This window comes from Longimicrobium sp., assembly GCF_035474595.1.
Taxonomy (GTDB): Bacteria; Gemmatimonadota; Gemmatimonadetes; order Longimicrobiales; family Longimicrobiaceae; genus Longimicrobium.
Genome location: NZ_DATIND010000026.1, coordinates 45,452 through 70,853 on the forward strand (window position 1 = coordinate 45,452; position 25,402 = coordinate 70,853).

General features: G+C 71.5%; 25 protein-coding genes. 3 read left to right on the forward strand and 22 right to left on the reverse strand.

The window, feature by feature from the left end:
* The first annotated feature begins 219 nt into the window (after positions 1 to 219).
* Complete coding sequence (locus VLK66_RS04565) at positions 220 to 1,416, forward strand: patatin-like phospholipase family protein (protein ID WP_325308192.1); 1,197 nt, start codon at positions 220 to 222, stop codon at positions 1,414 to 1,416.
* Positions 1,417 to 1,831: 415 nt separating this feature from the next.
* Positions 1,832 to 2,005 (forward strand): hypothetical protein, encoded by a 174-nt coding sequence (locus VLK66_RS04570; RefSeq protein WP_325308193.1) that lies wholly within the window; start codon positions 1,832 to 1,834, stop codon positions 2,003 to 2,005.
* A 116-nt stretch (positions 2,006 to 2,121) separates the two neighbouring features.
* On the opposite strand, the gene VLK66_RS04575 is transcribed toward VLK66_RS04570, so the two are convergent.
* From VLK66_RS04575 to VLK66_RS04650, 16 genes are all read right to left on the reverse strand, one after another.
* Complete coding sequence (locus VLK66_RS04575) at positions 2,122 to 2,613, reverse strand: hypothetical protein (RefSeq protein ID WP_325308194.1); 492 nt, start codon at positions 2,611 to 2,613, stop codon at positions 2,122 to 2,124.
* Positions 2,614 to 2,632: 19 nt separating this feature from the next.
* Positions 2,633 to 4,210, reverse strand: a complete 1,578-nt coding sequence (locus tag VLK66_RS04580) for a hypothetical protein (protein ID WP_325308195.1) — start codon at positions 4,208 to 4,210, stop codon at positions 2,633 to 2,635.
* Between the two features lie 89 nt (positions 4,211 to 4,299).
* A complete protein-coding gene (locus VLK66_RS04585) occupies positions 4,300 to 5,118 on the reverse strand; it encodes a hypothetical protein (RefSeq protein WP_325308196.1) in 819 nt (272 codons plus the stop codon).
* A 30-nt stretch (positions 5,119 to 5,148) separates the two neighbouring features.
* The gene (locus tag VLK66_RS04590; RefSeq protein ID WP_325308197.1) at positions 5,149 to 5,772 is read right to left on the reverse strand and encodes a penicillin-binding protein activator LpoB; all 624 of its coding nucleotides are present in this window, start codon (positions 5,770 to 5,772) and stop codon (positions 5,149 to 5,151) included.
* 551 nt (positions 5,773 to 6,323) lie between these two features.
* On the reverse strand, positions 6,324 to 9,140 hold the full coding sequence (locus tag VLK66_RS04595; RefSeq protein WP_325308198.1) for an LPS-assembly protein LptD: 2,817 nt from the start codon (positions 9,138 to 9,140) through the stop codon (positions 6,324 to 6,326).
* A 116-nt stretch (positions 9,141 to 9,256) separates the two neighbouring features.
* Positions 9,257 to 10,012 (reverse strand): twin-arginine translocase subunit TatC, encoded by a 756-nt coding sequence (gene tatC / locus VLK66_RS04600; protein WP_325308199.1) that lies wholly within the window; start codon positions 10,010 to 10,012, stop codon positions 9,257 to 9,259.
* Positions 10,013 to 10,321: 309 nt separating this feature from the next.
* A complete protein-coding gene (gene nrdR, locus VLK66_RS04605; RefSeq protein ID WP_325308200.1) occupies positions 10,322 to 10,888 on the reverse strand; it encodes a transcriptional regulator NrdR in 567 nt (188 codons plus the stop codon).
* A 117-nt stretch (positions 10,889 to 11,005) separates the two neighbouring features.
* The gene (locus VLK66_RS04610) at positions 11,006 to 11,935 is read right to left on the reverse strand and encodes a tetratricopeptide repeat protein (protein WP_325308201.1); all 930 of its coding nucleotides are present in this window, start codon (positions 11,933 to 11,935) and stop codon (positions 11,006 to 11,008) included.
* Positions 11,932 to 12,543 (reverse strand): peptidoglycan-associated lipoprotein Pal, encoded by a 612-nt coding sequence (gene pal / locus VLK66_RS04615; RefSeq protein WP_325308202.1) that lies wholly within the window; start codon positions 12,541 to 12,543, stop codon positions 11,932 to 11,934. Before pal ends, VLK66_RS04610 begins: the two co-directional genes overlap by 4 nt.
* Positions 12,544 to 13,040: 497 nt before the next feature.
* Positions 13,041 to 14,372 (reverse strand): hypothetical protein, encoded by a 1,332-nt coding sequence (locus tag VLK66_RS04620; RefSeq protein WP_325308203.1) that lies wholly within the window; start codon positions 14,370 to 14,372, stop codon positions 13,041 to 13,043.
* Positions 14,373 to 14,383: 11 nt separating this feature from the next.
* Positions 14,384 to 15,310 carry a hypothetical protein gene (locus VLK66_RS04625; RefSeq protein ID WP_325308204.1) on the reverse strand — a complete coding sequence of 309 codons (927 nt, stop codon included), beginning with the start codon at positions 15,308 to 15,310 and terminating at the stop codon, positions 14,384 to 14,386.
* Positions 15,311 to 15,733: a biopolymer transporter ExbD gene (locus tag VLK66_RS04630; protein ID WP_325308205.1), complete on the reverse strand. Its 423-nt coding sequence runs from the start codon at positions 15,731 to 15,733 to the stop codon at positions 15,311 to 15,313.
* On the reverse strand, positions 15,733 to 16,410 hold the full coding sequence (locus VLK66_RS04635; protein ID WP_325308206.1) for a MotA/TolQ/ExbB proton channel family protein: 678 nt from the start codon (positions 16,408 to 16,410) through the stop codon (positions 15,733 to 15,735). Before VLK66_RS04635 ends, VLK66_RS04630 begins: the two co-directional genes overlap by 1 nt.
* Positions 16,411 to 16,465: 55 nt before the next feature.
* Positions 16,466 to 17,764, reverse strand: a complete 1,299-nt coding sequence (gene hemA, locus VLK66_RS04640) for a glutamyl-tRNA reductase (protein ID WP_325308207.1) — start codon at positions 17,762 to 17,764, stop codon at positions 16,466 to 16,468.
* Positions 17,746 to 18,384 (reverse strand): bifunctional precorrin-2 dehydrogenase/sirohydrochlorin ferrochelatase, encoded by a 639-nt coding sequence (locus VLK66_RS04645; protein WP_325308208.1) that lies wholly within the window; start codon positions 18,382 to 18,384, stop codon positions 17,746 to 17,748. Before VLK66_RS04645 ends, hemA begins: the two co-directional genes overlap by 19 nt.
* Positions 18,381 to 19,199, reverse strand: a complete 819-nt coding sequence (locus VLK66_RS04650) for a cytochrome C assembly family protein (RefSeq protein ID WP_325308209.1) — start codon at positions 19,197 to 19,199, stop codon at positions 18,381 to 18,383. Before VLK66_RS04650 ends, VLK66_RS04645 begins: the two co-directional genes overlap by 4 nt.
* Positions 19,200 to 19,351: 152 nt before the next feature.
* On the opposite strand from VLK66_RS04650, the gene VLK66_RS04655 reads away from it, so the two are divergent.
* Entirely contained in the window at positions 19,352 to 19,762 is a 411-nt protein-coding gene (locus VLK66_RS04655) for a hypothetical protein (RefSeq protein WP_325308210.1), read from the forward strand.
* Positions 19,763 to 19,855: 93 nt separating this feature from the next.
* On the opposite strand, the gene VLK66_RS04660 is transcribed toward VLK66_RS04655, so the two are convergent.
* From VLK66_RS04660 to VLK66_RS04685, 6 genes are all read right to left on the reverse strand, one after another.
* Complete coding sequence (locus VLK66_RS04660; RefSeq protein ID WP_325308211.1) at positions 19,856 to 20,887, reverse strand: LysM peptidoglycan-binding domain-containing protein; 1,032 nt, start codon at positions 20,885 to 20,887, stop codon at positions 19,856 to 19,858.
* 436 nt (positions 20,888 to 21,323) lie between these two features.
* On the reverse strand, positions 21,324 to 22,532 hold the full coding sequence (locus tag VLK66_RS04665) for a hypothetical protein (protein WP_325308212.1): 1,209 nt from the start codon (positions 22,530 to 22,532) through the stop codon (positions 21,324 to 21,326).
* A gap of 99 nt (positions 22,533 to 22,631) precedes the next feature.
* Positions 22,632 to 23,348, reverse strand: a complete 717-nt coding sequence (locus VLK66_RS04670; protein ID WP_325308213.1) for an SOS response-associated peptidase — start codon at positions 23,346 to 23,348, stop codon at positions 22,632 to 22,634.
* A gap of 320 nt (positions 23,349 to 23,668) precedes the next feature.
* Positions 23,669 to 24,001, reverse strand: a complete 333-nt coding sequence (locus tag VLK66_RS04675; RefSeq protein ID WP_325308214.1) for a DUF2335 domain-containing protein — start codon at positions 23,999 to 24,001, stop codon at positions 23,669 to 23,671.
* A gap of 109 nt (positions 24,002 to 24,110) precedes the next feature.
* On the reverse strand, positions 24,111 to 24,314 hold the full coding sequence (locus VLK66_RS04680) for a hypothetical protein (protein ID WP_325308215.1): 204 nt from the start codon (positions 24,312 to 24,314) through the stop codon (positions 24,111 to 24,113).
* A 304-nt stretch (positions 24,315 to 24,618) separates the two neighbouring features.
* Positions 24,619 to 25,176: a hypothetical protein gene (locus VLK66_RS04685; protein WP_325308216.1), complete on the reverse strand. Its 558-nt coding sequence runs from the start codon at positions 25,174 to 25,176 to the stop codon at positions 24,619 to 24,621.
* Between the last annotated feature and the right edge of the window lie 226 nt (positions 25,177 to 25,402).

The window sequence follows — 25,402 nt, forward strand, 5'->3', positions numbered from 1 at the left end:
ACGCCGCGCGTAGCACCGGGGCCGTCCAGGCCATGCCCTGCAACGGCCCATCATGCGCACTCCGTGCCAGAACGCCGCGCGATCGCGCAAACTCTCCGGGCGTGGCCGCGGAAAGTTCACGGACGGCATCTTCCGCCGCGCGCGGCGAGGCCAGATATTTCCTGCATTCCCCGGCGCATGACCCACCGGCACACCCCTCGTCCCGACCCGACCGCGCCCGTGCCCGACCCGACTCCGCACTCCCCCCCGGCTCCCGCGCTGGCGCAGGGCACCACCGACCGGGGCGACCTGGCGCTGGTGCTCACCGGCGGCGGCGCGCGCGGCGCGTACCAGGTGGGCATCCTGCGCTACATCTCGCGGCGCTGGCCGGAGATGAGCTTTCCCATCATCACCGGCGTCTCCGCCGGAGCGATCAACGCGGCGCACCTGGCGCAGGCGCACGGCACCCTGCCGCAGGCGGTGGACGAGCTGGCCGCGCTCTGGAGCGAGCTCACGCCGGACCGCATCTTCCGCGTGGACGTGTCCGGGCTGCTGGCCAACATGGGGCGCTGGGGACTGCAGCTGGCGGGCGGCGGAATGCGCGAGAGCCGCGTGCGCGGGCTGGTGGACACCGCGCCGCTGGGCGAGCTGCTGGCCGAGGCGCTGGCGCCGGTGAACGGCGAGCTGACCAAGATCGACTACAACCTGGCGCGCGGCACCCTGCGCGCGGTGGCGCTGGGGACGACCAGCTACAGCACCGGCCAGTCGGTGATCTGGGTGCAGGGGCGCGACCTGCAGACGTGGGAGCGCCCCTCGCGGCGTGCGATCGCCACCAAGCTGCGGGTGGAGCACGTGATGGCGTCCAGCGCGCTTCCGCTCTTCTTTCCCGCGGTCCAGATCGGCGACCAGTGGCATGGCGATGGGGGGATCCGGCTGACCGCGCCGCTCTCGCCCGCGCTGCACCTGGGCGCGCACAAGATCCTGGCCATCTCCACGCATTACGAGCGCGACGAGGCCGAGGCCAGCCGCCCCACGGTGCGCGGCTACCCGCCCCCGGCGCAGGTGATCGGGCTGCTGATGGACGCCATCTTCCTGGACGTGGTGGACCAGGACGTGATGCGGATGGAGCGGATGAACCACCTGCTGCGCGCGGTTCCGCCCGAGCGGCGCGAGGGGATGCGCGTGGTGGAGCTGATGACCTTCCGCCCCTCGCGCGACCTGGGCGCCATCTCGCGCGAGCACGAGCCGCGGCTCCCGCGCGCGTTCCGCCTCCTCACCCGCGGCCTGGGCACGCGCGAAACCTCCAGCCCCGACGCGCTCTCGCTGATGATGTTCCAGGACGACTACATCCGCCGCCTCATCGAGATCGGCGAGGAGGACGCCGAGCGCCGCGGCGACGAGCTGGCCGAGTTCATCGAGGGGAACGGCGGGGAGTGAAGTGTGGAAGTGCGGAAGTGCGGAAGTGCGGAAGTGCGGAAGTGCGGAAGTGCGCTGGGGGATCGAGATACAGCGCATGGGAGCGCAACCGGCACACCGGAGTCATCCGCCCCGACGAACCATGCAGGCCACCCAGATGCCAACCCTCGCCCGGTACGGGAGAGGGCGAGCGCTCCAAGGCGCGGGGAGAGGGCCCCGCGGCGAGCGCCGGCGCCTGTTCAGCACGGATCTCGCGCGGCTCGATGACGTTGTTGCCCGGCCTCAGGCGACGTCTCTTCACCGCGTCGAGCGGGAAAGATGTAGCTTCCGCGCTGCGTCTGGACAGCGCCCGCGGCGGATGCTAGAATACCGGCCTTCCGCGGCCGGCCTGTACGGGCGCGGCAGGGCGATCACGCGAACGCTGGCGAGCTGAGCCATGGCCGAGCTGAACCTGAAGCACGAGCGCAACGAGGTGGGTGTGGTCGGCGAAGACTACACCTGGGGCGAGGTGATCTACTGGCTGATCGGGATCGTGATGATCCCGCTCGTGCCGATCCTGATGATCACCTTCTTCACCCCGTTCTCCGGCGTCGGCCCGCACGGCCACTGATCGCCCCGAACGGCCCGACGCAGCGAGGCCCCGCCCGGATGGTTCCGGGCGGGGCCTCGTCTCGTCGTGGGCGGAAGTACGAAAGTACGGGGAGTACGAGAGTACGGAAGGGAGGGTTACTCCGCGCGGCGGATCTCGCCGCTGACGGCGCAGGCGCGGACCACGGAGCGCGCGTGCGCCGCCACCTCGCCCGGCGACACGCGGCGCGGCTCGCGGCGGCGGAGCCCCGGCGTGCGCGCGGGCGGGAAGCCGGGGCGCGTGACCGGCGGGTAGCTGGCGGGCTGGGGGATGGGGCCGCGCGTGGTCTCGGCCACCCGCTCCGCGCGGACGTACAGGCGCGGCTCCGTGGTGTCGCCCGCGACGCTGACGCTCAGGTAGCCGCGCACCGTCTCGGTATCCGAATCGCGCAGGCGCCGCTCGGCCTGCAGCGACTCGCCGGTGTTCGAGACGACGTGGTAGCCCATCTGCCACACCAGGTGCTCGGAGCAGCGGAACGACCCTCCGTCGGCCACGCCCTCGCTCACGAACACGTCGTCGCGCCCCGGCTGCTGCGGCAGCATGCACCCGCCGAGCGCGGCGCAGGCCAGGACCAGGCTCCGCCTCTTCATCTCCATCCCCCTTCGCGGTTTACCGCGCCTCCGCCTGCGTGGGGGCCGCGGCGTAGCGCGCGTACAGCTGCCGCACGTCGCCCATCTCCCCGCCCCACACGCGGCGGTTCAGCACCAGCGTGCCCCGCGGCTGCAGCGTCACGCGCCCCAGGTCGATGGTCTGCGCCACGCCGCCGCCCTCGTCCAGCACCTCCAGCCGCACCGCGTGCTCGCCCGCCGGCAGGGTAAAGCGCGCCACGGAGATGCGGTCGGGGAGGAGCGTCCAGCTGCGGGTGTCGGCCCGCTCCAGCGCGTTCCCGGCCAGGTTCGCCAGCCGCCCGGCGATCCATCCCGCCGTCTCGCCGTGCTTGTGGGTGGTGCTGGTCTCCAGCGAGTGCGCGGCCATGTACTTCACGATGCTGCGCCCCACCATCCGCGTGAACACGCCGGGGCGCTGCGCCTGCCAGCGGCGGAACATCACCGCCGACAGGTCCTCCACCACGGGGGCGTCCACCGCCTGGCTGTCCACCACCACCCGCACCCGCGCCGCGTCCGAGGCCTCCAGCCGCGACTCGGGCCAGGCCAGCTTCATGATGTAGGCGCCGTCCGCGGCCGCGGCCAGCTGAAAGTCCGGCCGGTCGTCCAGCGCCTCGCCCCAGTACGCCTGCTCCTGCAGGTTGCCGACGAGGTTGGCCACCACGCGCGTCGCGCCGGAGAGCACCGACTCGCCGTCGTCGCTGTCGATCCCCTCGACGTCGCGCGGGAAGATGGGAACGTGCACGTCGGCGCTGGCGCGGTGCGCGACCCAGCCGTTCTCCACGAACACCACCAGCTCGCCCGTTCCCGCCTCCGGCCGCATGGCATAGCTCGCCAGCCGGTACCGCGCCGCCGCCGAATCCGCGACGGGACGCACGCCGGCGTCCACCGCGGCGCGGTACAGCTCCGCGCCCAGCCACTCGGGCGGCCCCGCCGCGTCCTTGGCGGCGCAGGCGCCGAACGAGCGCTCGGCGTTGCGGTAGGAGACCAGGGCGTCGTTGCGCTCCCCCGCGCCGCGGAAGGCCAGCCCGGCCAGGTAGTGCACGAAGCCGTCGCCCACGCAGGGGTCCTTGCGGTCGCCGAGGCGCGACAGCCAGTCGCTCGCCTTCCGCGCCTCCACCAGCGCGCCGTCGCTGCTCCCCAGCGCCAGGTAGTTCAGCATGCGGTAGTAGGGGATGAGCGCCATCTCCCCCGACGCGGGGACGTAGTCGACCACCGCGTCGTTCACCAGCAGCTGCCCCGCCTGCTGGGTCAGGCTGCGCGTCCACCGCTGCCCGGCCTCGCGCTCGGCCCAGTCGAACGCGGCGTTGCTGGCCTCCCACTTCCCCGCGTAGTGGTAGACGACGCCCAGCTGGAGCTGCCGCACCAGCTCGTCGTGCGGCCGCACCTTCGACTGCGAGTCGAGCAGAAGGACGGCGCTGTCCGCCTTCCCCTGCATCACATAGTGCCGCAGCCACGCGTCGGTGCGCCCCAGCGTCCGCGACAGCAGCGGCGAGTTGGCGGGAAGCGACCCGGGCGCCGGCATCCGCGGGTACGCGCCGGCCCCCGCGCACGCCCCCAGCGCGACCACGACCATCGGCATCGCCAGACGCGAGATCCGGCGGACGGCGCGGCGTACTTCCGTACTCTCGTACTTCCGTACTCCCGCGCAGCGGGCCCACCAGCCGGGGTTCATCGCCCGCCGCGCTCCAGCACGATGATGCGGCTGCGCGCCTCGGCCACCGCGGCGCCGTACTGCGCGTACGCGTCGCCGTAGGCGTGGATGCGCTCGATCTCCAGCTGGTGCAGGAAGAGCTGGTAGCGGATCAGCGCCTCGTACGGCCGCAGCTGCTTGTCCAGCGCGCGGGCGATCCGCAGCGTGGTCGCGGGGTCGTCGGGCTGGATGATGTCGGCGCGGTCGTAGTAGTTCAGCGCGCGGTCGAAGTCGCCCGCCAGCGCGAACTCGTCGCCCTCGCGCAGGAGCTGACCGGCGCGCGCGCGGGCCTGTCCCCCCGCCGTCGCGTCGGCGGCGCTGGACACCACGCGGACGCCCTGCGGCTCGCGGTAGGCGTAGCTCGCCACGCGCCCGTTCTCCAGCGTCACGAAGGCGATCTGGCTCACCACGTCCTTCGGGCCGCTGGCGTCGTCGCGGGGCGACAGCGTGGCGATCCCGCCGCCGCCGCGTTCGTCCCACGCCGCGGCCGACGAGTGCGTGGCGGCCAGCACCTGCTCGCGCGTCATCCCCACCGCCAGCTCGCCGCGCGCGATGGCGTTGCAGAGCATGGGCGTGCAGGCGGCCAGCGCGCTTCCCATCACCTGGTCCTGCTCGGTGGCCAGCCGGGCGCGCTCGCTGGAGCCCTCGGCGCGGGCGCGGGCCACGTCGTCGTCCTGCGTGGAGCGCACGATGGCGCCGTTCGGCTGGATCGCCCGCACCGGCCGCATCCGCGGCGCGCACCCACCGGCCGCGAGCGCGGCCAGCGCCAGCGCCGAGATGGTCGAAGTCTTCATCATCCCCGGTCCCTTCTCGAGCGTGCGCTCGGGTTACAGGCGGAAGCGCGGCTGCTCGACGACCTTCTTGATCTTGTGCTGCCCGGTCCAGGTCTTGGCGTTGGTCTCCAGGTCCACGAGGGTCATGTCCACCTGGTAGTAGACCACGCGGCGGCCGCCCTCGCGGTCGTTGATCTGCGAGATGTCGCCCTGCAGCATGTACTGCGCGCCGTGCTCGCGGCCCATGCGGGCGCGGGTGTCGGCGGCGGCGTTCTCCTGCTGGTCGGCGCGCTCGTCGCGCACCTCGGCGCGCTCCTCGCTGCTGGCCACCACCTGCACCTGGCCGCTGCCCAGGTAGGCGCGCTCCAGGTCGCGGACGAAGGTCTCGACCGGGATGTGCTCCATGCTGCGGTTGCGGATGGTGCCCACGATCACGGTGGGGCGGCGGCCGCCGTGCGTCTGCATGTACTGCATGGCCCAGCTCTGGCCCAGGTCGCCCTGGAAGCTCTGGCGCACCATGGCGTCGGCCACCTGGCGGCTGTCGACGTCGTTCCAGCGGCCCGACAGGTCGATCTGCTGGTCGGGCGAGACGCGGGTGACCTGCGTGGCGCAGCCGCCGGAGACGAGGATCGCCGCCGTGGCGAGGGCCGCGCGCAGGCCGCGGGTCAGGGTGTTCATCGGTTCTCCGTAGACGGATCGGGAGGGTTCCGCGCCGGTGGCGCGGAGGACTGTGACGGGGGATGGAGTGCGCATCGGGCGTACCCGGCGCGGATCTGCTACGATCTGATTGGTGAGAAAGAAGTTAGCTTTGCGGGCGTGGATTCGTCCAGCATTCCGTGTCACCCCGCGCGGACAGTGCGAGGACAGCGGCGGGGGACAGATGGGAATCGAATCGTCTCATCACCGTGCATCCCTTATCCATCGACTCGTCACCGACTCACCTCATCACCCATCACCTGATTACCACTCGAACAGAGCATGGGACGGGCGGCGGCTCGCTTCCGCCGGCATCGCGCCCTCTCCGGCCGGCCTAGGCCGTCCACCTCTCCCGTACCGGGAGAGGTAGCTGGGCAGCATCCGCGCTGAATCCCGAGCATGGGTGCTACCAGAGGCTGCTGGTCGCGCCCTCCGGCGCCGGGTGAGGGCGCGACGGCCGCGGAAACGCGAAGCGCGCCGGCCCCGAACCGGAGCCAGCGCACTTTCGCACTCACGCACTTTCGCACTTCGGTTCAGGGTGCAGGCAGCGTCGACGTCGCCGGCCGGTCCACGCCCAGGTTGCTCTCGTGGTAGTCGGCCTTCAGGTCGGGAAGGTCGATCAGGTGCACCGAGAAGGCGAACGACGTGTTGCCGTTGGGGGCCAGGTTGTAGTCGAAGTTGGCCTGCCAGCGGTACAGGTCGCGCTTCAGGTTGATGGTGTGCGCCGCGAACTGCCCCGTGGTCGTGGAATACTGCGTCTGCCAGCTCACCGCCCAGTTCTTCGTGGGCTGAAAGGTCAGCCGCCCGCCCAGCTGCGAGTTGCCGCGGTTGAAGGTGCCCGGCACCGAGTCGGCCGGGCTGCGGCGCTGCCGCGTGAGCGAGTAGGTGAGCCCCAGCGACCAGGGGCCGCCGCCGGCCTGCTGGTTGTTGGCGGTGGCGTTGGCGTTCCCCAGCGGCGTCTGCGTCTGCTCGCCCCGCGCGTCGGGGGTCTGCCCGCGCTCGGACACGCGCTGCTCCTCGCTCCCGCGCGCGAAGCCCAGCCAGCGGAAGAGCGCCGAGTTCTGCCCCAGCGTGAACTGGGTGGAGAACGAGGTCAGGAACGGCTGGAAGCGCCCGCGCTTCAGCTCCGAGCGCCCGCTGTCGCTCACCACGATGCGCTGGTCGAACAGCGAGTGCGACATCTGGAACTGGAAGCCGCCCAGCAGGTCGGTGCGCACCGTGGTGCTCAGCTCCGGCGTCAGGAAGCGCTCGTTGAAGCGGTTGCTTCCCACGAAGCTGTAGCCGATGGCGCTGGTGTTCAGCGCCAGCAGCGTGATCTTCTGCGACTGCGAGGGCGCCGCGCGGTTTCCCGCCGCGGCCGCCGTGTCGCGCGCCGAGTCGCCGCGCACCGGCTTGGGGGTGCGGAGCTTGGCCTCGAAGGTCTGGTTCAGCCCGATCTGGATCTGGTTCACCGCGCGCGCCGAGAACGGCCCGAACACCTGCCGCTGCACCCGGATGTCGCCCGTGTCGCGCAGCGTGACCGTGGGCGAGTAGGTGTACGACACCACCGGCTGGATGTGGTGGCGGATCGTCTCGTAGTTGCCGAAACCCGGGAAGAAGCCGTACAGGTCCGTTCCCAGCGCCACCCCCAGGTTCAGCCGCGGCGGCCCGGCCACGTACTCGCCGTACGCGCCGCGCAGGCTGTCGGGCACCGCGCCCGTGGTGTCGCGCCGCAGCAGCTCGCGCGAGAAGCCGATGGTGGGCGTGAGCCGCGTGCTGGCGAAGAGCGTGAGCTGGTAGCCGGTGTTCACGCTGAAGCGCAGGTGGTCGGCGCCGTTGCCGGCGATGGCCGCCAGCCGCGTGGTGTCGCCCGAGAAGAGCGTGCTGTCTACCTGGCTGCGCTGGATGGCCGCCAGCGACCCCCGTCCGCTGTGCGAGTACGCCGCCGACCCGTCCACGCCGAAGTTGCCGATGGCGATGCGCCCCGAGCCGCTGAAGTCGCCGGTGCTGCTGGACGGCTGGCGGCGCAGCAGCGCGTTGCCGAAGCTCTGCTGCGTGGAGCTTCCCGAGAACGAGGTGGTGAACACCACGTTGGGGACGAGGGTGATGGGGTTCAGGTTCAGCCCGAAGCGCGGGCTGAAGGTGCGGTCGTCGTTCCCCACCGACTGCCGCCGCTCGGCGCTCAGCGAGAGCGAGCCGAAGTCGAACTCGCGCGTCAACGAGAAGTTGCTCGACAGGTCGGCCGTCTGCCGGAACGGGTCCACCACGCGGTTGCGCTCGAACGCGGTCGACGAGGCGAAGCCCAGCGCCAGCGCCAGCTTGGTGCGCTCGTTCAGGCTCCAGTTGGCCCCGCCGTTCAGGTTCAGCCGCCCCGGCCCGTCGGTTTCCCAGAAGCGCTCGCCCTCGATCTGCCCGCTCAGGAAGCGGCGGCGGAAGTTGAACTCCAGGTTCCCGCGCGCCGCCATGTAGCTCTGGCTGCGCCACCGCCCGGCCACCTGCAGCCCCAGGAACGGGCTGATGGCCCAGTAGTAGCCGATGTTGCTGATCTCGCGCCCCGTTCCCCGGCTGTTCCCCGTGCCCCCGCGCGTGCGGATGATGTCGTTGATCTCGAACTGCGGGATCAGGAAGCCGCTGCGCCGCCCGTGCTCCAGGTCCTGCACGATGAAGGGCAGCGCCATCACCGGCACGTTCCGGAAGTACAGGTATGCCGGCCGGCCGACCAGGATGCGGTTGCGGATGATCATGATCCGGTCGGCCTTGAAGTAGTACGCCGGATTGGGGCGGTCGTCGCTGGTGAAGGTGCTGTTGTTGGCGTAGATGCGCTCGTTGCGCTCGCTGGTCACGTCGCCCGCCACGTACCAGGTGGCGTTCTCGGTGATCTTGGTGCGCGCCCCGAACACGTTGGCCCGGCGCGCGTTCAGGTCGTAGAAGAACACGTCGCCGGCGATGGGCTCGCCCTCCGTCGGCGTCCCCTGCGGGTTGCCGTACGCGGCCACCAGGTCCTGCAGGTCGCGGTAGACGATGGAGTCGCGCGCGGTGATCACGTCGCCCTCGCGCTCCACCCGCGAATTGCCGCGCAGCCGCAGCGCCCGGTCCAGCGAGCGGTAGTCGGCGCTGTCGGCGTTGTAGAAGATGGGAACGTACCCCTGCAGCTTCAGCAGCGCGTCGATCACCGAGTCGCTCTGCGCCGGGCGCCCGGTGGCCGCGGGGCGCGAGGTGTCGCCCGGCGCGCGCGTGTTGGGCCGCTGCGCCGGCTGCGGAGCGCGCTGCTGGCCGCGGTTCATCCCGGGAATGACCTGCGCGGCCGCGGGCGCCAGCGCGCACGCGGCCCACAGGGCGGCCAGGAGCGGGATTACGGCTCTGTGCTTCACGCGATTATCGTCCCCGTCGGGCAGGGGTGGGCGGACATTCAGGGGTCAATCTAGCGCCGCGCCGCCACATTCGGGGAGCGCGGCGCCCGGCGCCTAACGTTTTCCTCACCGCCCGCTCACGCCTGCGCGGCCGCGGCGGCCCGGCGGCGGCGGGTGACCAGCCGCGCCAGGAAGATGCTGAACTCGTACAGCAGGATCAGCGGCACCATCATCATCAGCGTCAGCGTGATCACGTCGCCCGGGGTAAGGACCGAGGCCAGCACGGTGATGATGACGATGGCGTGGCGGCGCTTGGTGGCCAGGAACTCGGGCGTCACCAGCCCCAGCGCGCTCAGGATGAGGATGACCACGGGAAGCTCGAACACGCCGCCGAAGGCCAGCAGCAGCCGCGTGACGAAGCTCAGGTACTCGCCGATGACGATGTTCTGCTCCAGGCTTTCCGTCTGGAACCCCATGGTGAAGCTGAGCGTCATCGGCAGCACCACCTCGTAGCTCATCGCCACGCCCAGCGCGAAGAGCACGAGCCCCAGGTACAGCGCGGGCACGATGTAGCGCTTCTCCGACGGCAGCAGCGCGGGGGAGAGGAAGGCCCAGATCTGGTAGATGACGATGGGCGACGCCAGCACCAGCCCGACGGAGATCGCCAGCTTCAGGGTGATGAAGAAGGGCTCGGTGGGGCTCAGGTACTTCAGCTTGCTCCCGTGCAGGAACGGCTTGATGGGGGCCACCAGCAGCCCCAGCACGTCCAGGCGCGTGACCAGGAAGAACCCGGCCACGGCGCAGACGACCACGGCCAGCAGGCTCCAGATCAGCCGCCAGCGCAATTCCTCGAGGTGGTCGAGGAAGGGCATCTCGCCGGCTCTTGCGTTCACGGTGTTCGGCATCCGGGCTCCAGGCGGGAAGCACCCGCCCGCTCGATGTCACGACGGGACGCATCCGCCATCGCGCGCTCGCGCGGCGCCGGTGCGTTCCGAAAATCTGTTCGCTGGATCGGCCGGGTGTCCCGGCACGCGGAAGGGGACCGGGCCCGCTGCTTCTCCCTGTCCCCTGAAACCTGTCCCTGTCCCCTGCGGTCCGGCGCGTCTACCCCCCAGCGCCCGGAAAGTGCGCCGGGAGGCCGCCTAAGCTGGCGGCCTCCCGTAACTTCGGGGTTTCCCCCGTCCGGCGGTAGGGGGGAAGGGCTACGACGGCGAGGGATCGGGCCCGGGCATCTCCCCGTCCCCGTCCCCGTCTCCATCCCCGTCCAGCGCGGCCAAGGGGAGCTCGCGCTGGTAGCGGCGCACCTCGCGCAGCGCCGCCAGCTCGCGTAGCTCGCCCAGCTCCTCGGCGAACTCCTGCACGTCGGCGAAGTTGCGGTAGACGCTGGCGTAGCGCACGTAGGCGATCTGGTCGCGCTCCTTCAGCCGCGCCATCACCATCTGGCCGATGTCGCCGCTGCTGACCTCGCCGGTCTCGCGCCGGTCCAGCTCGCGCTCGATGTCCTCGACGATGGTCTCGATCTCGGCGGGGGTGATGGGGCGCTTGGCGCTGGCCACCTCGATGCTGCGCAGCAGCTTGCGGTGCTCGAACGGCTCGGTCTCGCCGTCGCGCTTCACCACCTGCAGCGTGCGCTCCTCGATGTACTCGTAGGTGGTGAAGCGGCGGCCGCAGCGCAGGCACTCGCGCCGCCGCCGCACCGCGCGTCCTTCGCGCCCGGTGCGGGAGTCGACCACGCGGTCGTCCTGGTGGTGGCAGAACGGGCAGCGCAAGCGGGGATAGCTCCGTTTGGGGTGGTAAAGCCTCGTGTTTTAGTCCTGAGTCCTAAGTCCTGAGTGAAACAACGCCGTTCACTTGGCACTTGGGACTTTGGACTCAGGACTTCTTTTCTACCTCGTCCCCAGCCGGTCCAGCTGCGTCCGCGCCTCTTCGGCCTCGTCGCTGCGGGGGTACGACCGCAAGATCTGGTTCAGGTGCGTGCGCGCCTGCGTGCGGTCGCCGCGCGCGATCTCCAGCCGCGCGATGCGCAGCAGCGCCGCGGGGGCGCGAGCGGACGTGGGGTAGCGCTCGACCACGCGCTGGTACGCGGCGATGGCGGCGTCCGGGTCGCGCGTGTACGTCTCGCCGATGTAGAACTGCGCCTCGCCCGCGCGCCGGTCGCTCGGCGCGATGCGCAGGAACTCCTGGAAGGCGCCGCGCGCGGTGGTCATCGAGCCGCGCTGGTACGCGCCCATCGCCGCCTGGTACGCCTCGTCCGCGGTCGGCGGCGCGTCGTCGCGGCTGCGCGTCGTAGTCGTGGACCGCGGCGGCGGCGTGGTCGTCGTCGTGCTCGAGGGACGGTCCGTCGCCGGGCGCGTGGAAGTGCCGCTCGCGGGGCGATCGGTGGACGGCGTCGCGGGCCGGTCCGTTGAGGGACGATCCGTGGAGGCGACGCGGTCGGTGGAGGGCGCGGGGGTGGCCGCGGCCTCGGCGCTGTCGGCGTCGGCCTGGGCCTGGCGGGCCTCGGCGGCGCGCTGCTCCAGCTGGCGCTGCAGATCGCGGATCTGCTGCTGGCTCTGGCCGCTGAGCGACTGGATCTGCACCAGCTGCCGGTCGATCTGCAGCAGGCGGTTGGCCACGTCGGCGCGCATCCGCGAGTTCTGCGTGCTGAGCGAGTCCAGCATGGCCTGCGTGCGCGTGATCAGCGTCTGGATCTGCCGGTTCTGCTCGGCCCGGTCGTTGTCCATCCGCATCTGCAGGTCCTGCAGGTCGCGCTTGGTGGCCAGGCACCCCGCCAGCACGGGGAGGAGCGCCGCCGCGAGTGCGTGGCGCGGCTTCATCGGCGCAGCTCCGCGGGCACGGTGGTGATCTCGCCGCCGGCCACGGTGAACTCCGCGCGGCGGTTGCGGGCCAGCGCGTCCTCGTCCTCGCCCTCTTCCAGCGGCCGCTCCTTGCCGTAGCTGATGGTGGCCAGCCGCGACCCGTCGATCCCCAGGTTCACCAGGTAGGCGCGCACCGCCTCGGCGCGGCGCTGGCCCAGCGCCAGGTTGTACTCGGTGCTCCCGCGCTGGTCGCAGTGCCCCTCGATGCGCAGGCGCACGGCGGGGTTGCTCTGCAGCACCGACGCCTTGGTCTGCAGCTTCCGCTCGGCCTCGGCGGTGATCTCGTCGCTGTCGTACTGGAAGAACACGATGTCGGTCAGCGCCTCGCGGGCGGTGGAGACGGCGGCCTCGCGGGCGCGGCGGTCGCGGTCCAGCCGCTCGCGCTCGGCGCGCGCGGCCGCCTCGTTCGCGGCGGCGATGGAGTCGGCGCGGGCGCGGTCGGTGTCGCTGCCGTTGGTGACGGAGGTGCTGGTATACGGCTCGGGATTGGTGCGCGGCTTCTTCCTGCACCCCGCGAGCGCGGCCAGCGGGACCAGCAGCAGTGGGGCTGCGTGGCGAAGCTTCATCGTGTCTCCTGGGACTGGAGTGTTGCGACAAGATGGGGCCGCGCGGCGCGCGAGGCTACGGGCGGCGGAGGGCCGGCGCCACAATCCGTAGTATGCAGCACAACCCGCGGCTACAACAGGCCGACGTCGATGTACTCGGAGAGATGGGAGAGAGATCCATCGGGGGCGAGAAAGATTCGCGCATCTGCCAACCTTCATTGCCCGGCCGGCGCCGCGGCCCTCTCCCCCCGGCCCCCTCCCCCAAAACTGCCTGGGGGAGGGGGAGACCTCATCGAGAGGAGAGTCGGCGGCTCGATTCAGGAGGCATCCTGCCCGCCTGGCTGGCCCCCTCCCCCGGCCCCTCCGCCCGCTCCGCGGGGGAGGGGAGAACTCATCGCCACACCGGCTTCAGTGCATCACCCGAATGGCGGGACCGCAGTCCCGCAGGGACTTTGTGCTGTTGTTGCCCCCGAATTCCATTCGGGGTGCCGGGGTGCCGGGGAAGCTCGGAAAGAACCCTACTGCCCGCTCCCGCCTCCGCTCCCACCCCGCGCCAGCAGCGGCGACCACGCAGGCAGCCCGAATCCGCGCCCGCCCACCAGCGTGCGCACCTTCCCGGTGACGGTATCCAGCACGAACAGGCCGCCGCCGTCGCGGTCGGGGCTGGCGAACACCAGGTGGCGGCCGTCCGGCGCCCAGCTGGGATCCTCGTTGCGGCCGCGGTCCGTCAGCAGCCGCCCGCCGCGCCCGTTCGCGCCCACCATCACGATCTGCGAAACGCCGTTCACGCGGGTCGAGAAGGCGATCCAGTCCCCCGACGGCGACCAGTCGGGCGACGTCGAATAGCCGCTGCGGCCGTAGGTGTAGTCCGAGACCAGGCGCGGCTCGCCGCCGCCCGCCGTCATCACGTACACCGCGGGCTCGCCCAGCCGGTCGCTCACGAACGCGATCCGCCCGCCGTCCGGCGAGAAGGTGGGCGACAGGTTCTCGTAGCGCCGCGACTGCGTCAGCGTGCGCGTCCCCCCCGCCCCGGCGAGCGCGATCTCGGTGTTCCCGCCCTGCGTCATCCCGAACGCGATCGTCCGCCCGTCCGGCGCGTAGGCGGGGGTGATGTTGATGCCCTCGCGGCTGCTGACTACGCGCTCGCTCCCCGTCCCCAGGTCGCGCTCGAAGAGGAAGGGGGCACCGCGCTTGAAGCTGGTGTACGCCAGACGCCGCCCGTCCGGCGCCCACGCGGGGGAGAGGGCGATGGAGCCGTCGTTCGTCACCCGGCTCACCCCCTCGCCGTCCGAATCCACCGTGTAGATCTCCTTCGATCCGCGTCCCGCGGTAACGAACGCGATGCGCGTCGCGGCGAAGCCGGGCTGCCCCGTCGCCCAGCGCACGACGGCGTCCGAGGCGGCGTGCACGGCCATGCGGAAGCCGCGCGACCCGGTGGAGGGAAGGCCGAAGCTCCCCGTCCCCTTCACCTGGCCGTAGACGGCGTCGTACAGCGTGAGGCGCAGCGTGCCGCCCTCGCCGTTCGGCGTCAGCGTCCCCGCCAGCACCCAGTCGGCGCCGCGGTCGCGCCACGCCGCCATGTCGGGGCGGTCGGCGGCGGGGGTGCCGGCGGGCGGGTCCTTCATCTCGAAGCGGTCGCTGTACTCCAGGTCGCGGCGCACGATCTGCCGCGCCGCGGCCGCGCCCTCGCCGCCGAAAGGGAGGACCACGAAGCCGGGCGACGTCTGCGCCTCGTAGGTCATCCGCAGGCGCACGCCGGGGGTGGTGTCGTTCTGGGCGATGGCACGGCGCGGCGCCAGGGCGGCGGCCAGCGCAAGGCACGGCAGGATGGCGCGGAAGATGGATCGCACTCGGCCAGTGGTCAGGTCTGGGGTGAGATGTCGACGCACACGGGAAGCTCCGGCGCCCCGAACGCCCGCGGCAGCGCGCCGAAGGCCTTGTGCAGCCCGGCCTGCTCCACGGCCTCCTGCACCGCCACGCGGAACTCGAAGCCGCCGCGCACCCGCCGCACGTCGATGTCGTCGGTGCCGCCGTCGCGCAGGATGGTGAAGCACGCCTCGGCGCTGCCGCTGGAGCCCTCCGGGCGGCGGAAGTAGCGCCGCACCTGGCGGATGATGTTCTCGCAGTACCCCGCGCTGGGGCACTCCACGCCGCGCTGCGAGACGTTCAATCCCTCGCCGCCCGCGGAGTTCGCGTCGGGATTGCGCCCCGTCGGCTCGCCGCGCGTTCCCGTTCCCGCGCTGCGCGGCCCGCTCCCCGGACCGTTGGATGCGGCGGGCGGGCGCGGGGTTGCGTTGGTCGCCGCCGGCTTCGGCGGCGCGTTCGTCCGCGTCGTCGCCGCCGCGGGCGGGGACGGGCGCGTCACCGGCGGCGTGGCCGCGGGGCGGTTCGGCGGGGTGCGCGGAGGCGCCGGCGGCGCGGGCGACGGCTTCGGCGTCGGAGCCGGCCTCGGAGGCGCGGGCGCGGGCTTCGGCGGCGTGGGATCCGGCGCCGGTGCTGGAGGTGGTGGAGGCGCGGGCGCGGGATTCGGCGCGGGCGGCTGGTTGCCGCCGACGTTCGGCGCGGGTGCTTCCGCCGGCGAGGCGCCGCGCACGGTGGGCGGGGGGGAGACGATGTTGACGGCGTAGGAGCGCATCCGCGGGGCGCGCGGCGGGCGGTGGCCGAACCCGGCTTCGGCGACCAGCAGCGCGGCGATGATGATCGCGTGCAGGACGACGGATCCCGTCGCGGCAGCCCAGAATCGCCCGCCGCGCTCGTTGTATCGCCCGCCGCGCCCGCCCAGGTCCATCTATCGCCCTCCGCCCGGGTTCTCCTCTTCCGCGATCAACCCCACCGTCGCCACGTCCGCGGCCTTCATCGCCCCCAGCACCTGCACCACGCGGCCGTAGGGCACGCCCTGGTCGGCGCGGAGGTACACGCTCTTCGCGCCCTTCGCCCGCACGACCTCGGGAAAGCGGCGCTCGAACTCCTCCCACCGCACCGCCTCGTCGCCGATGAACACCGCGCCCTGCCGGTCCACGGTGACGATGACGCCCTCGGACGAGGGGACCGACTCGGTGCGGGCGCGGGGGACGCTCACCTCCACCCCGCCCTGCAGCATCGGCGCGGTGATCATGAAGATGACCAGCAGCGTGAGCACCACGTCCACCAGCGAGGTAACGTTGATCTCCGCGCTGATCTCCAGCCCGCCGTGCCCGCGCCGGCGCGGCATCAGATCCGCCCCTCGCGCGCCAGCGCCCCGATGAACTCGCTGGAAAAGCCCTCCAGCTCGCCCATGAACCGGTTCAATCGCCCGGTGAGGTAGTTGTACCCGATGGCCGCGGGGATGGCGACGACCAGCCCGCCCGCGGTCGCCACCAGCGCCTCCGCGATCCCCGGCGCGACCGCGGTGATGCTGGACGAGCCGGCGGCGGAGACGCCGATGAACGAGTTCATCACCCCGATCACCGTGCCCAGCAGCCCCAGCAGCGGGCTCACGGTGGCGAAGATCGCCAGCCAGATGAGGCCGCCCGTCAACCCGTCGCGCTCGTCGCCCTCCTCCTTCTCCAGCACCAGGCGGAGGACCTCGAGCTGCGCGGGAAGGAGCCCCTTCACCTCGCCGGTGTTGCGCGCGGCGGGGCGCAGGTCGCCGTAGAAGGTCATCCCCCGCTTGAACACGCGGGTGAAGGGGCTCTCGGGGAGCGCCATGATGCTGTGGAAGGCGTCTTCCAGCCGGTCGGCCTTCTCCAGCCGGTCCACGAAGCGGTCGCTCTCCTGGCGAAGGCGCCGGAACTGGCGCACCTTCACCACGATCACGGCCCAGGAGACGATGGAGAAGACGGCCAGCAGGGCCATGATCAGCTTGGTGGAGATGGTCCCGGCGGCGATCATCCGCCAGACGTTGCCCAATTCTCCGGTTTGTGCGGCCGACTGGATGATCATGCGGCGGGGGTGGGGCGAAGCGTCATTCGTCGTCCTTGCCGGCGGGGTGTGGGTCCAGCTCGAAGAGGTAGCGCACCGTGTCCAGCACGCCGGTGCCGCGGCCGTTCCCGGCCGCCTCGCGCAGCCGCGCGGTGGGCGCGTGCAGCAGCTTGTTCAGCAGCGCGCGGGTCAGCGCGTCCACCGCCGCGCGGTCGTCGTCCGACAGGTGGCGGAGGCGGGCCAGCGCGCGCTCCGTCTCCTCCTGCCGCACCCGCTCGCCGTGGTCGCGCAGCGCGCGAATGGTGGGGACCACCGCGAGCGACGAGTACCACGCCCAGAAGTCCTCCACCCCGGCGGCCACGATCCCCTCGGCCGCGGGGAGCTGCGCGCGGCGGCGGTCCAGCGACTCGTCGACGATCTGCTGCAGGTCGTCGATGTTGTAGAGGAAGACGTTCTTCTCCTCGGCCAGCGCCGGCTCCACGTCGCGGGGGATGGCGATGTCGATGATGCACAGCGGCCGGCGCGTTCCCTTCGGCAGCGCGGCGCGGAACCGGTCGACGGTGAGCACCGGCCGCGGCGCCGCGGTCGAGGCGATGACGATGTCGACGTCGGGAAGGGCGTGCGCGAACTCTTCCCAGTGGATGGCCGTGCCGCCCCACTTCTCGGCCAGCTCGTTCGCGCGCTCGTACGTGCGGTTGGCGACCACCGCGGTGCGCACGCCCTCGTCGCGCAGGCACTCCAGCGTGATCTCGCTCATCTCCCCCGCGCCCAGCACCAGCGCGCGGCGCCCCTTCAGCGAGCCGAAGATCTTCTTCGCCAGCTCCACCGCGGCGCTCGAGACGGAAGCCGCGCCGATCCCCAGCCCCGTCTCGCTGCGCACCCGCCCGCCCACGCTGAACGCCGTCTGGAACATGCGGTTCAGCGCCGGACCGACGACGGGGCCGCGGGCGCCGGCCACCTCGCGCGCCGTGGCGTACGCCTCCTTCACCTGCCCCTGGATCTGCGGCTCGCCCAGGATCATCGAGTCCAGCCCGGCCGAAACGCGGAACAGGTGCTGCGCGGCCTCGCGGTCGCGGCGCACGTACATCCACCGCGCCGCGTCCGCCGGGTCCTCGCCGATGCGCCGCGCCAGCATCTCCCGCGCGAGCGCGACCGCGTCCTCGTCGGATGACGCGAGATAGAACTCGGTGCGGTTGCAGGTGGTGAGCAGCACCGCCTCGGCCCCCGCCGCGCCGGCGAGCGCGCCCAGCGCCGGCGGGACCTCGGCGCGCCCGAAGGCAAGCCGTTCCCGCAGCTCGATGGGAGCCGTGCGGTGGCTGGCGCCTACGACTGCGACAGGCATCGGGCGATGCGGAGCTCCACCTCGTAGTCGCGGCCGGCGATGGCCGCGTCCAGGAAGTCGGGGGTGATCAGTTCGTGCCACGCGGCCTTGCGCCGCGCCTCGTCCTGGGGCCAGCGGGCGCGCACCTCTTCGCGCGCACCGGCCAGCCGCCGCGCCGCGCGGCCCAGCCCGGGCGTGACGACGCTCTCCAGCCGCTCGCGCAGCCGCCGCGCGAGGAGCGGGCTGGCCCCGCCGGTGGAGACGGCGATCACGACGTCTTCCTGCCGGATCGTAGCGGGAACGTGGAAGCGCGACTGCTCCGGGTCGTCGGCCAGGGTGAAGAGCGACCCCTTGCTGGCGGCCTCGCGCCCCACCTGATCGTTCACCTCCGCGGAATCCGTGGCGGCGAAAACCAGGTCGTGGCCGCGCGTGTCGCCCGGCCGGAACGGCCGCTGTCGCCACTCCAGCCCGTGCTCGCCGATCAGCGCGCGCAGCTCGGGGTGGACCTCGGGGGCGATGATGTCCGGGCGCGCGCCGGCGTCGATCAGCCCGCGCACCTTGCGCAGCGCCACCTCGCCGCCGCCCACGACCAGCACCTCCCAGCGCGACACGTCCAGCATCACGGGATAGCGCGCGCTCACAGGAACGCTCCCCCGCCGCTCTCGGCCATGCGCAGGACCACGTAGCCGAAGATGACGACCGCGAAGCCGACCACGCTGGCCAGCGCCGCGCGCCGCGCCGGACGCCCCCCGCCGGCGCGCGACGCCAGCGCCGCCGCGAAGACCAGCCAGCTGAGGATACCCCACACCACCTTGGGGTTTCCGGGCGACATCGGGTGCCCGAAGCGCTCCGTCCACGCCCAGCCCACCAGCAGCGCCAGGGTGAGGAAGCTCATCCCCGCGATCAATCCCCCACGGCCGATGCGGTCCAGCGTGTCCAGCGGGGGAAAGAAGCGGAAGATGGCGCCGAAGCGCTTGCTCTTCAGCTCGCGGAACTGGATCAGGTACATGAGCCCCGCCGCGAAGGCCACGGTCAGCCCCGCGTAGCCCACGAAGGCCAGCACCACGTGGAAGACGAACCACGGCCCCTGGAAGTCCATCACCTGCCGCGACGGCCGCACCCCCACGATCTCCGCGATGGCCGCTACCGCCGCGGCGACGGGGACGAGCACCAGGCCCACCGGCCCCGTCCGCCCCACCGTCGCCAGCCCCAGCGACCCCGCGGCGATGAGCAGCGCGAAGACGGAGAGCGAGGGACCCAGCCCCACCAGCGGCAGCTCGTGGAACTCGCGCGCGTAGACGACCAGCTCCGCGAGGTGCGCCACGATCGCCGCCGCCAGCACCGTCGCGGCGATGCCGGGGAGACGCCGGTCGCTGCGCGCCATCGACACGCCCAAGAGGGCGGCCGAAAGCGCGTACAGCGAGAGCGAGACAAGGTGCAGGGTTGCGGTGGTCATCGCGTGGAAAATGCGACGCAGAGCGGCGTTACGGAAGGGCGGCGGCCCGCGTTCGAGCCGAACGGACGTTCGCACCGGCGTACCCCGGTATGCGCCCTGCGGTCCGGCGCGCGGTTCCCATCGCGGAAGAACACTTCGGCCGGGAGGCGCGCATGCGCAGGCTCTCCCCCGCCATGCTGGCGGGTCTGGTGTCCGGGCTCCTCTTCTACCTGAACGCGCTGGTCCCCTACAGCCACGCCTGGCCACTGGTCTGGCCGGTGCTGGGCGGCGCGGCGGCGGTCGTCCTCGCGCGGCGCGCGGGGCACGGACGTGGCGCGCTGGGCACCGGCGCGGCCGCGGGCGCCATCGCCGGCGGCGTCTTTCTCGCCCTCACCATCCCCACGCTCTTCCTGCTGTCGCTGCCGTCGATGGAAGGCGTGGACCGGCTGCTGGGCGGCGACGGGCGGCTGGTGGTCACGGGCTCGATGATGATCGCGATCGCCGCGGCGGCCGCGTTCGGCATCCCCAGCGGCGCGATCGGCGGCATCGCGGGGCGCCTCGTCGCCCGGCCGCGCGCTGTCTGATTCCAGAGCCCGGACAAGTGGAGAGGGGCGGCGAAGCATCGTGTGCTCCGCCGCCCCTCTCCATCTACCGTACTCTCGTACTTCCGTACTTTCTCAGGGCATCGCCGCCACGCGCCGGACCGGCTGGCCGACCACGATGGCCGGCTGCTGCATGTTGGTGATGCGAGCGCTGGCGGTCTGGTCCGTCACCTTCACCACCTGCAGCCGGGCGACGGGGATCTCGGGGCGCGTACCCCAGTCGCGGCGCTCGCGGGGGAGGAACACCTCGAACTCGTCGCCCTCCTTCACCCCCGCCTGCCGGCCCACGTCCAGGAAGGCGATCTCCTCCACGGCCTGCGCCGGGTGCGCCTTCTCGAAGGCGAAGATGCGCCCCTGCAGCCCCGCCGACGCCGCCGGCATCACCCCCGCGCGCACCGGGAAGGGCGCCATCGGCACCACCAGGTCGCCGGGGCGGACCGGGTCGTACATGCGGACCACGACCACCGTGGCCACGTTCCCGTCCACGTTCGCCACCGTGCCCACGCCGGTGGGCGACCAAACGCGGCCGTACGGGCGCAGCTCGCGGGCGGGGCGCACGAACTGGATGCGGTCGCCGATGCGGAAGGCGGCGCCGGCCTCGCCCGCCACGTACACCTTGTCGTACACCTGGATGGTGGGCGGGCTCTCCAGCGGCACCACGGTGGGCGACACGATCTCGGCCACGCGCCCCAGCGGCCGGATCTCGTTGTCGCGCGCCAGGAAGGCGGCGCGGTAGTAGTCGCCCGTGCGCACCACCGGGTATTCGGCCGAGCCGGCGGGAAGGATGGTCAGCCGGTCGCGCGGCGAGTCCTGCGGGCCGCGGTAGAACACGGTGTGCTCGCCCTCCTGCGCCCGCCCGGACACGCCCGTGGGCAGCACCAGCCGCTCGTTGGGGTAGATCCAGCGCGGGTCGCGCACCACGTCGGTGTTCAGCCGGAAGATCTCGGGCCACAGGAAGGGGTCCGACATGTACTCCCGGGCCAGGTCCCACAGCGTGTCGCCGCGGCGGACCACGTGCACGCGCCCTTCCGGCACGGTGTCGCGCTGCGCCGCCAGCGGGCCCGCGGCGGCCAGGGTGGCGGCTGCGACGAGTGCGGCTTTCTTCACGAGACCTCGCAGTGTGCGGAAGACGGGTCGGGGTGTGGTGGCGCGGCGGGCGCGGTGCCCGCGCGGGCGTCCCGGGCGGCTCCGTAAAGGGAGCGGCCGGGGTTCAGTACAAGGTGATGCGTCGGGGAGACGGCAGAATGGTAAGGCGCCCCCGTCCCGCCCGTCAAGGAAAACGGCCCGCGCGCCGCGGAATCGCCCGTTCGGCGGTCCGTGTGCGCGCTACATGGACGGCTCATTGCGCCCGCATCTGTCCCGGTCCGCCCCGCCCACCGCCATCCCCGTGCCGCAAGGGCATGGGAGATGGAAGAAGATGCCGCGCAATCACTTGCATCGCCACCCGACCGTGGGAGATGCGGGTGAACAGATGACCGAAGTTCGCGCAGCGGAAAAGATTGCGCCGGCTTTGCGGCCGCCGTTCGCAGGCGGGGAGGTGAACTCAGGTCGGGGAGCGCGGCGGCGGCAACCCGAGATCGGCTAATGCGTTGAGCTCTACCCAGCGGCGAAAGAAGGGGTCATCGAACGTGTATGAACCCGCTTCCGAGCGAGCGATGACTTCGCGTTCCACCAACCGCGACAGAGCGCTCGAAACGGTGGATTTCGCCCCCAGTCTGAACCGGCTCATGGTTTCCGCGCGGGTGATCGGAAGTCCTGGCTCCGCCGCGAGGGCACGTAAGATCCGTTGATCAACCGTCTGAAGCGTTCTCCAGAGCGAGTCATACAGCGCGCCTTGTTCGCGGACCAGGCGGTCCAGCGCCGCTTCCGCCGCCCCCTCCTCTGCGGTACCCGTTTGCACCGAAGCATCCCACACGACCCGCGCCAGCTGCACTACGTCGCGAGTACGCGGATAGGCAAGCGAAACAACCCGATCCGCCACGGTCAACGGAATCTTGAGGCCGGTCCGCGCCGCACGGCTCGTGATCCACTCCGCGAGGACGTCTCCCGAGATCGGCCCAAAGTGCAGGTGGTCGACCTGCTTCCACAACGCGCGGCCCTTGCTCGTGAGCATTGCTTCAATGAGATGCCGCTTGGATCCGGCAAGGACGTAGGTGAGACTTCGGTGCGTTTCCATAGCAGCCTTCAGGGCCCATTCAGCATCCTCGCCACCCCACTCATGAATCCGCTGGAACTCGTCGATCGCGATCCCCAGGGTGATGTTCTGGCCCTCCAACTGCGCGTTCACGGCATCCAGCACCTCCCAAAGCAAGCGCGGCCGTTCGTCGCCGCCCTCGCGCATCCCGAACCCAAATCGCACGGTGGGTGGCGACCCAGGGGCCGAGCCGGGCCGCAGCTCCATGGTGGCCTGAAGACGCTCGGCGATGCGCTCGACAGTCTCGCGCCACTGTTTGCCGATCTCCTGCCGAACCGCGTTCAGCAGCTGCTGCGCGGCATCCGCGGGGCCAGTCGCGGTAGCAAAGCTTGCGACCGCGACCCTGTAACCTGCCTTGCGCGCTAGCGCCGCTGCGCGATCCAGAGCGCTCGACTTACCGAGCCTGCGATCTCCGAACACTACGAGGCGCGACCCGGGTTCCCGCAGGGCGCGCACAATTCGATCGACCTCCTTTTCCCGATCAGCGAAATGAGCATCACGAGCAAGTAGACCAATCTCGAATGGATTCCGCGGAGGAGCGGGAATCTTACGGGGCATTTGTGTCGGGCTCCGACCGGCGTACGAGTACGAAAGTTTCGGTCCGAAAAATCTCGGACCGAAACTTTCGTACCGCAACCCTTGTTACCGCGCCAGCACTCACCCGCCCGCGAACAGCTCCGGCTGGACCGGCTCCGCGGGCATCTCCACCTCCGGCTCGATTAGCTGCGGCCCGTCGAAGCTCGGGCGGTTCACCGCAGTGGAGACGGCGTGCATGCGCAGGGTGCCGTCCGGCGCGGAGCGCAGCAGCGCGAGCACGTCCGCCGCGGGCGTCTCGGGATCGAGCCACTCGTCGCGGTCCCCGGGAGATACGATCACCGGCATGCGATCGTGGATGCCGCTCACGTCGCCGCTGGGCGTGGTGGTGAGGATGGTGAAGGTGAGCACCGGCTCCGCGTCCTTCACCGGGCGCCAGCTCTCCCACAGCCCGGCGAAGGTGAGCGGCCCGCCGTCCGCCGCGTAGATCCAGTGCGGGATCTTGCCGCCCGTGGCCTTCTTCCACTCGTAGAAGCCGCTGGCGGGAACCAGGCAGCGGCGGCGCTGGAAGGCAGCGCGGTAGGCGGGCTTCTCGGCCACGCCCTCGGCGCGCGCGTTGATCATCTTGTTGCCGATGGCCGCGTCCCTGGCCCACGACGGAATCAGCCCCCAGCGGAAGACGTCGAGCACGCGGCGGCCGGCGTCGCTCAGCAGCACCGGCGCGTGCTGCGTGGGCGCGATGTTGAAGCGCGGCAGCTCCGGCTCCTCGCACCGCCACGCCGCCTCGAACGCCGCCGCCAGCTCCGCGCTGCTCGCCTTCTGCCCGAATCGCCCGCACATCGCGCTCGCTCCTGTCGCCTGGAAACCCTGATCGCCCGCATGGCGCCACCGGCGGTGCAATGTAATGACCGCTGGCGCAAAAATCCGCCACCGCGCGCAAGAAGCACGGAGAGTGCGGAAGCCTCCCTCCGTTTCCTCCGTTCCCTCCGTGTGAGTCCATTCTCCTTTTGAATCACACGAAGGGAACGGAGGAAAGACGATCAGGCGATCTCTCTCATGTCCGGCGGCCGGAACGAAAAACGGCCGCCCCATCAGGGACGGCCGCACAGCGCGCCTGCCGGTTTTTTCGCCGGACAGCCCGAATTCTGCTCACCTCTTGCTCAATCTTTTCCCCCGCCCGTTGGCTCCGGCCGCGTCTCGCGCAGGAAGATCGCCCCCATCCCCAGCAGGTTTCCGCCGGCGATCAGCGTCCCGGCCGTGTCGTGGCCCGTGCGGACGAGGAACACACCCGCGAGCAGCCCCACCAGCAGAATCAGCAGGGCGAAAACTTGGCCCCGGCTGGCGCGCCCGTTCTCGCCGCGAACGATCTCCGCTTCCAGCCGCCGCCGGTGCAGCCCCTCCGCACGGAACTGCGCGAGGATGACCTGCGGCGCGCGCGGATCCACCTCCTTGTAACGGGCGAGCTCCGCCGCGCTGGGTAGCGGCCCCTGCACGCACTCCGCCGTAACGAGAAGACCCGTTGGGAACGCCAGCAGATCGGCGCTCCCCCTCTGCGCGGGGAGAGGAGAGGGCAGAGCGGAAGGAAGTTGCGGCGCGGCTCCGTCAGGAGCCATGGCCGGCGGCGTACCGCTGCACGGCCACGCGCAGGTCGCGGGAGACCGCGGCCCAGTCGGCGAGGAGCGCCGCGCGGTCGCTCCGGACGACCATCCGCCGCAGCCGCCGCGAGCCGATCGAGCCGGTGAGATCCACCGCCTGCGCCATCCCGCGAACGAACGCCCTGCCGAGAAGACTCGAACGCGCGATCATCGTGATCCCCCTCTCCGAAGGTGCTCATCCCGTGCACTCGCGATGAAAGCTGCACACGGAGCGAACGCTCGTCAAGGGTGTCCTGAAAGGTTGGAATTACTGGACGCGAGAACGCTCCTCAGGTGTCACCGGCGCGCCGATTTCGTCCAGGCCAGAGGCCCTTCGCGGACCTGCTCATCGGCCGCCCTGAGATTGCGGCGGAAGGTGCTGAACCTCACGTACAGCTTTGGCACAAACGAAGGGACGCCCCCGCCGGCATCCCGGCAGGGGCGTCTTCAATCGTCCGTCGTCCAGATGCTTCGGCTCAGAGCCCCAGCATGCGGTCCACGCGGGCCTCGAGCGAGGGCTTGGTGGCGCCGGAGATGGCGCTCTCCAGCAGGTCCACCAGCTCCTCGCCGAAGTCGGCGGGCTTGCGGCGGATCACCCGGACCAGCGGCGCGAAGGCCAGCAGCACCGTGCGCTCGGGATCGCCGCCGTCGTCCGCGCCGCCGTCGTCGCGCCAGCCGTCGTAGTTGGCGCTGGACTTCCACGGCTCGCTGTCGTCGTCCTCCTCCTCCATCTCCTCGGGCACCATCCCGTCGGGGAGCGAGTGCACGGGAATGGAGATCCCCACCATCGCCTTCACCTCGCCGTCCGGATCCTCGGGCTCCTCGGCCAGGAGGCCCAGATGCACCGGCTCGCGCAGCGTCTGGCGGAGCAGGTTCAGCGTGTCCGAGGGGAGCATGGCGCGGAACGACGGGCGCGGGTTTCCGCCGACGAAGAACGCCATCGGAACCAGCTCGGATTCCGAGGGAACCAGCCCCTCGGCGTCCACCTCACGCATCTCGAGCGCGACCGGCTCTTCGCGGATGTAGACGTGCATGCGCGTGGATCTCCAGAAAGAGTAACGACTTGGCGGAAACGGCCGGGTGGGTTTCCGGCCCGCTTTCCCCTCTTACACCCGCGGGCGCACAGGTTCCCCGCGGTGGCGGGTCCGGAGCGCGGGGGCGGGGCGCGGGAATTGCCGCCCGCCCGGGGTCTCGTATGTTGACGGGCCCGGCCGCCGCCGCGTCACCTCGCCGGCGCCGGCGGTCATCCGAATCTAGCCG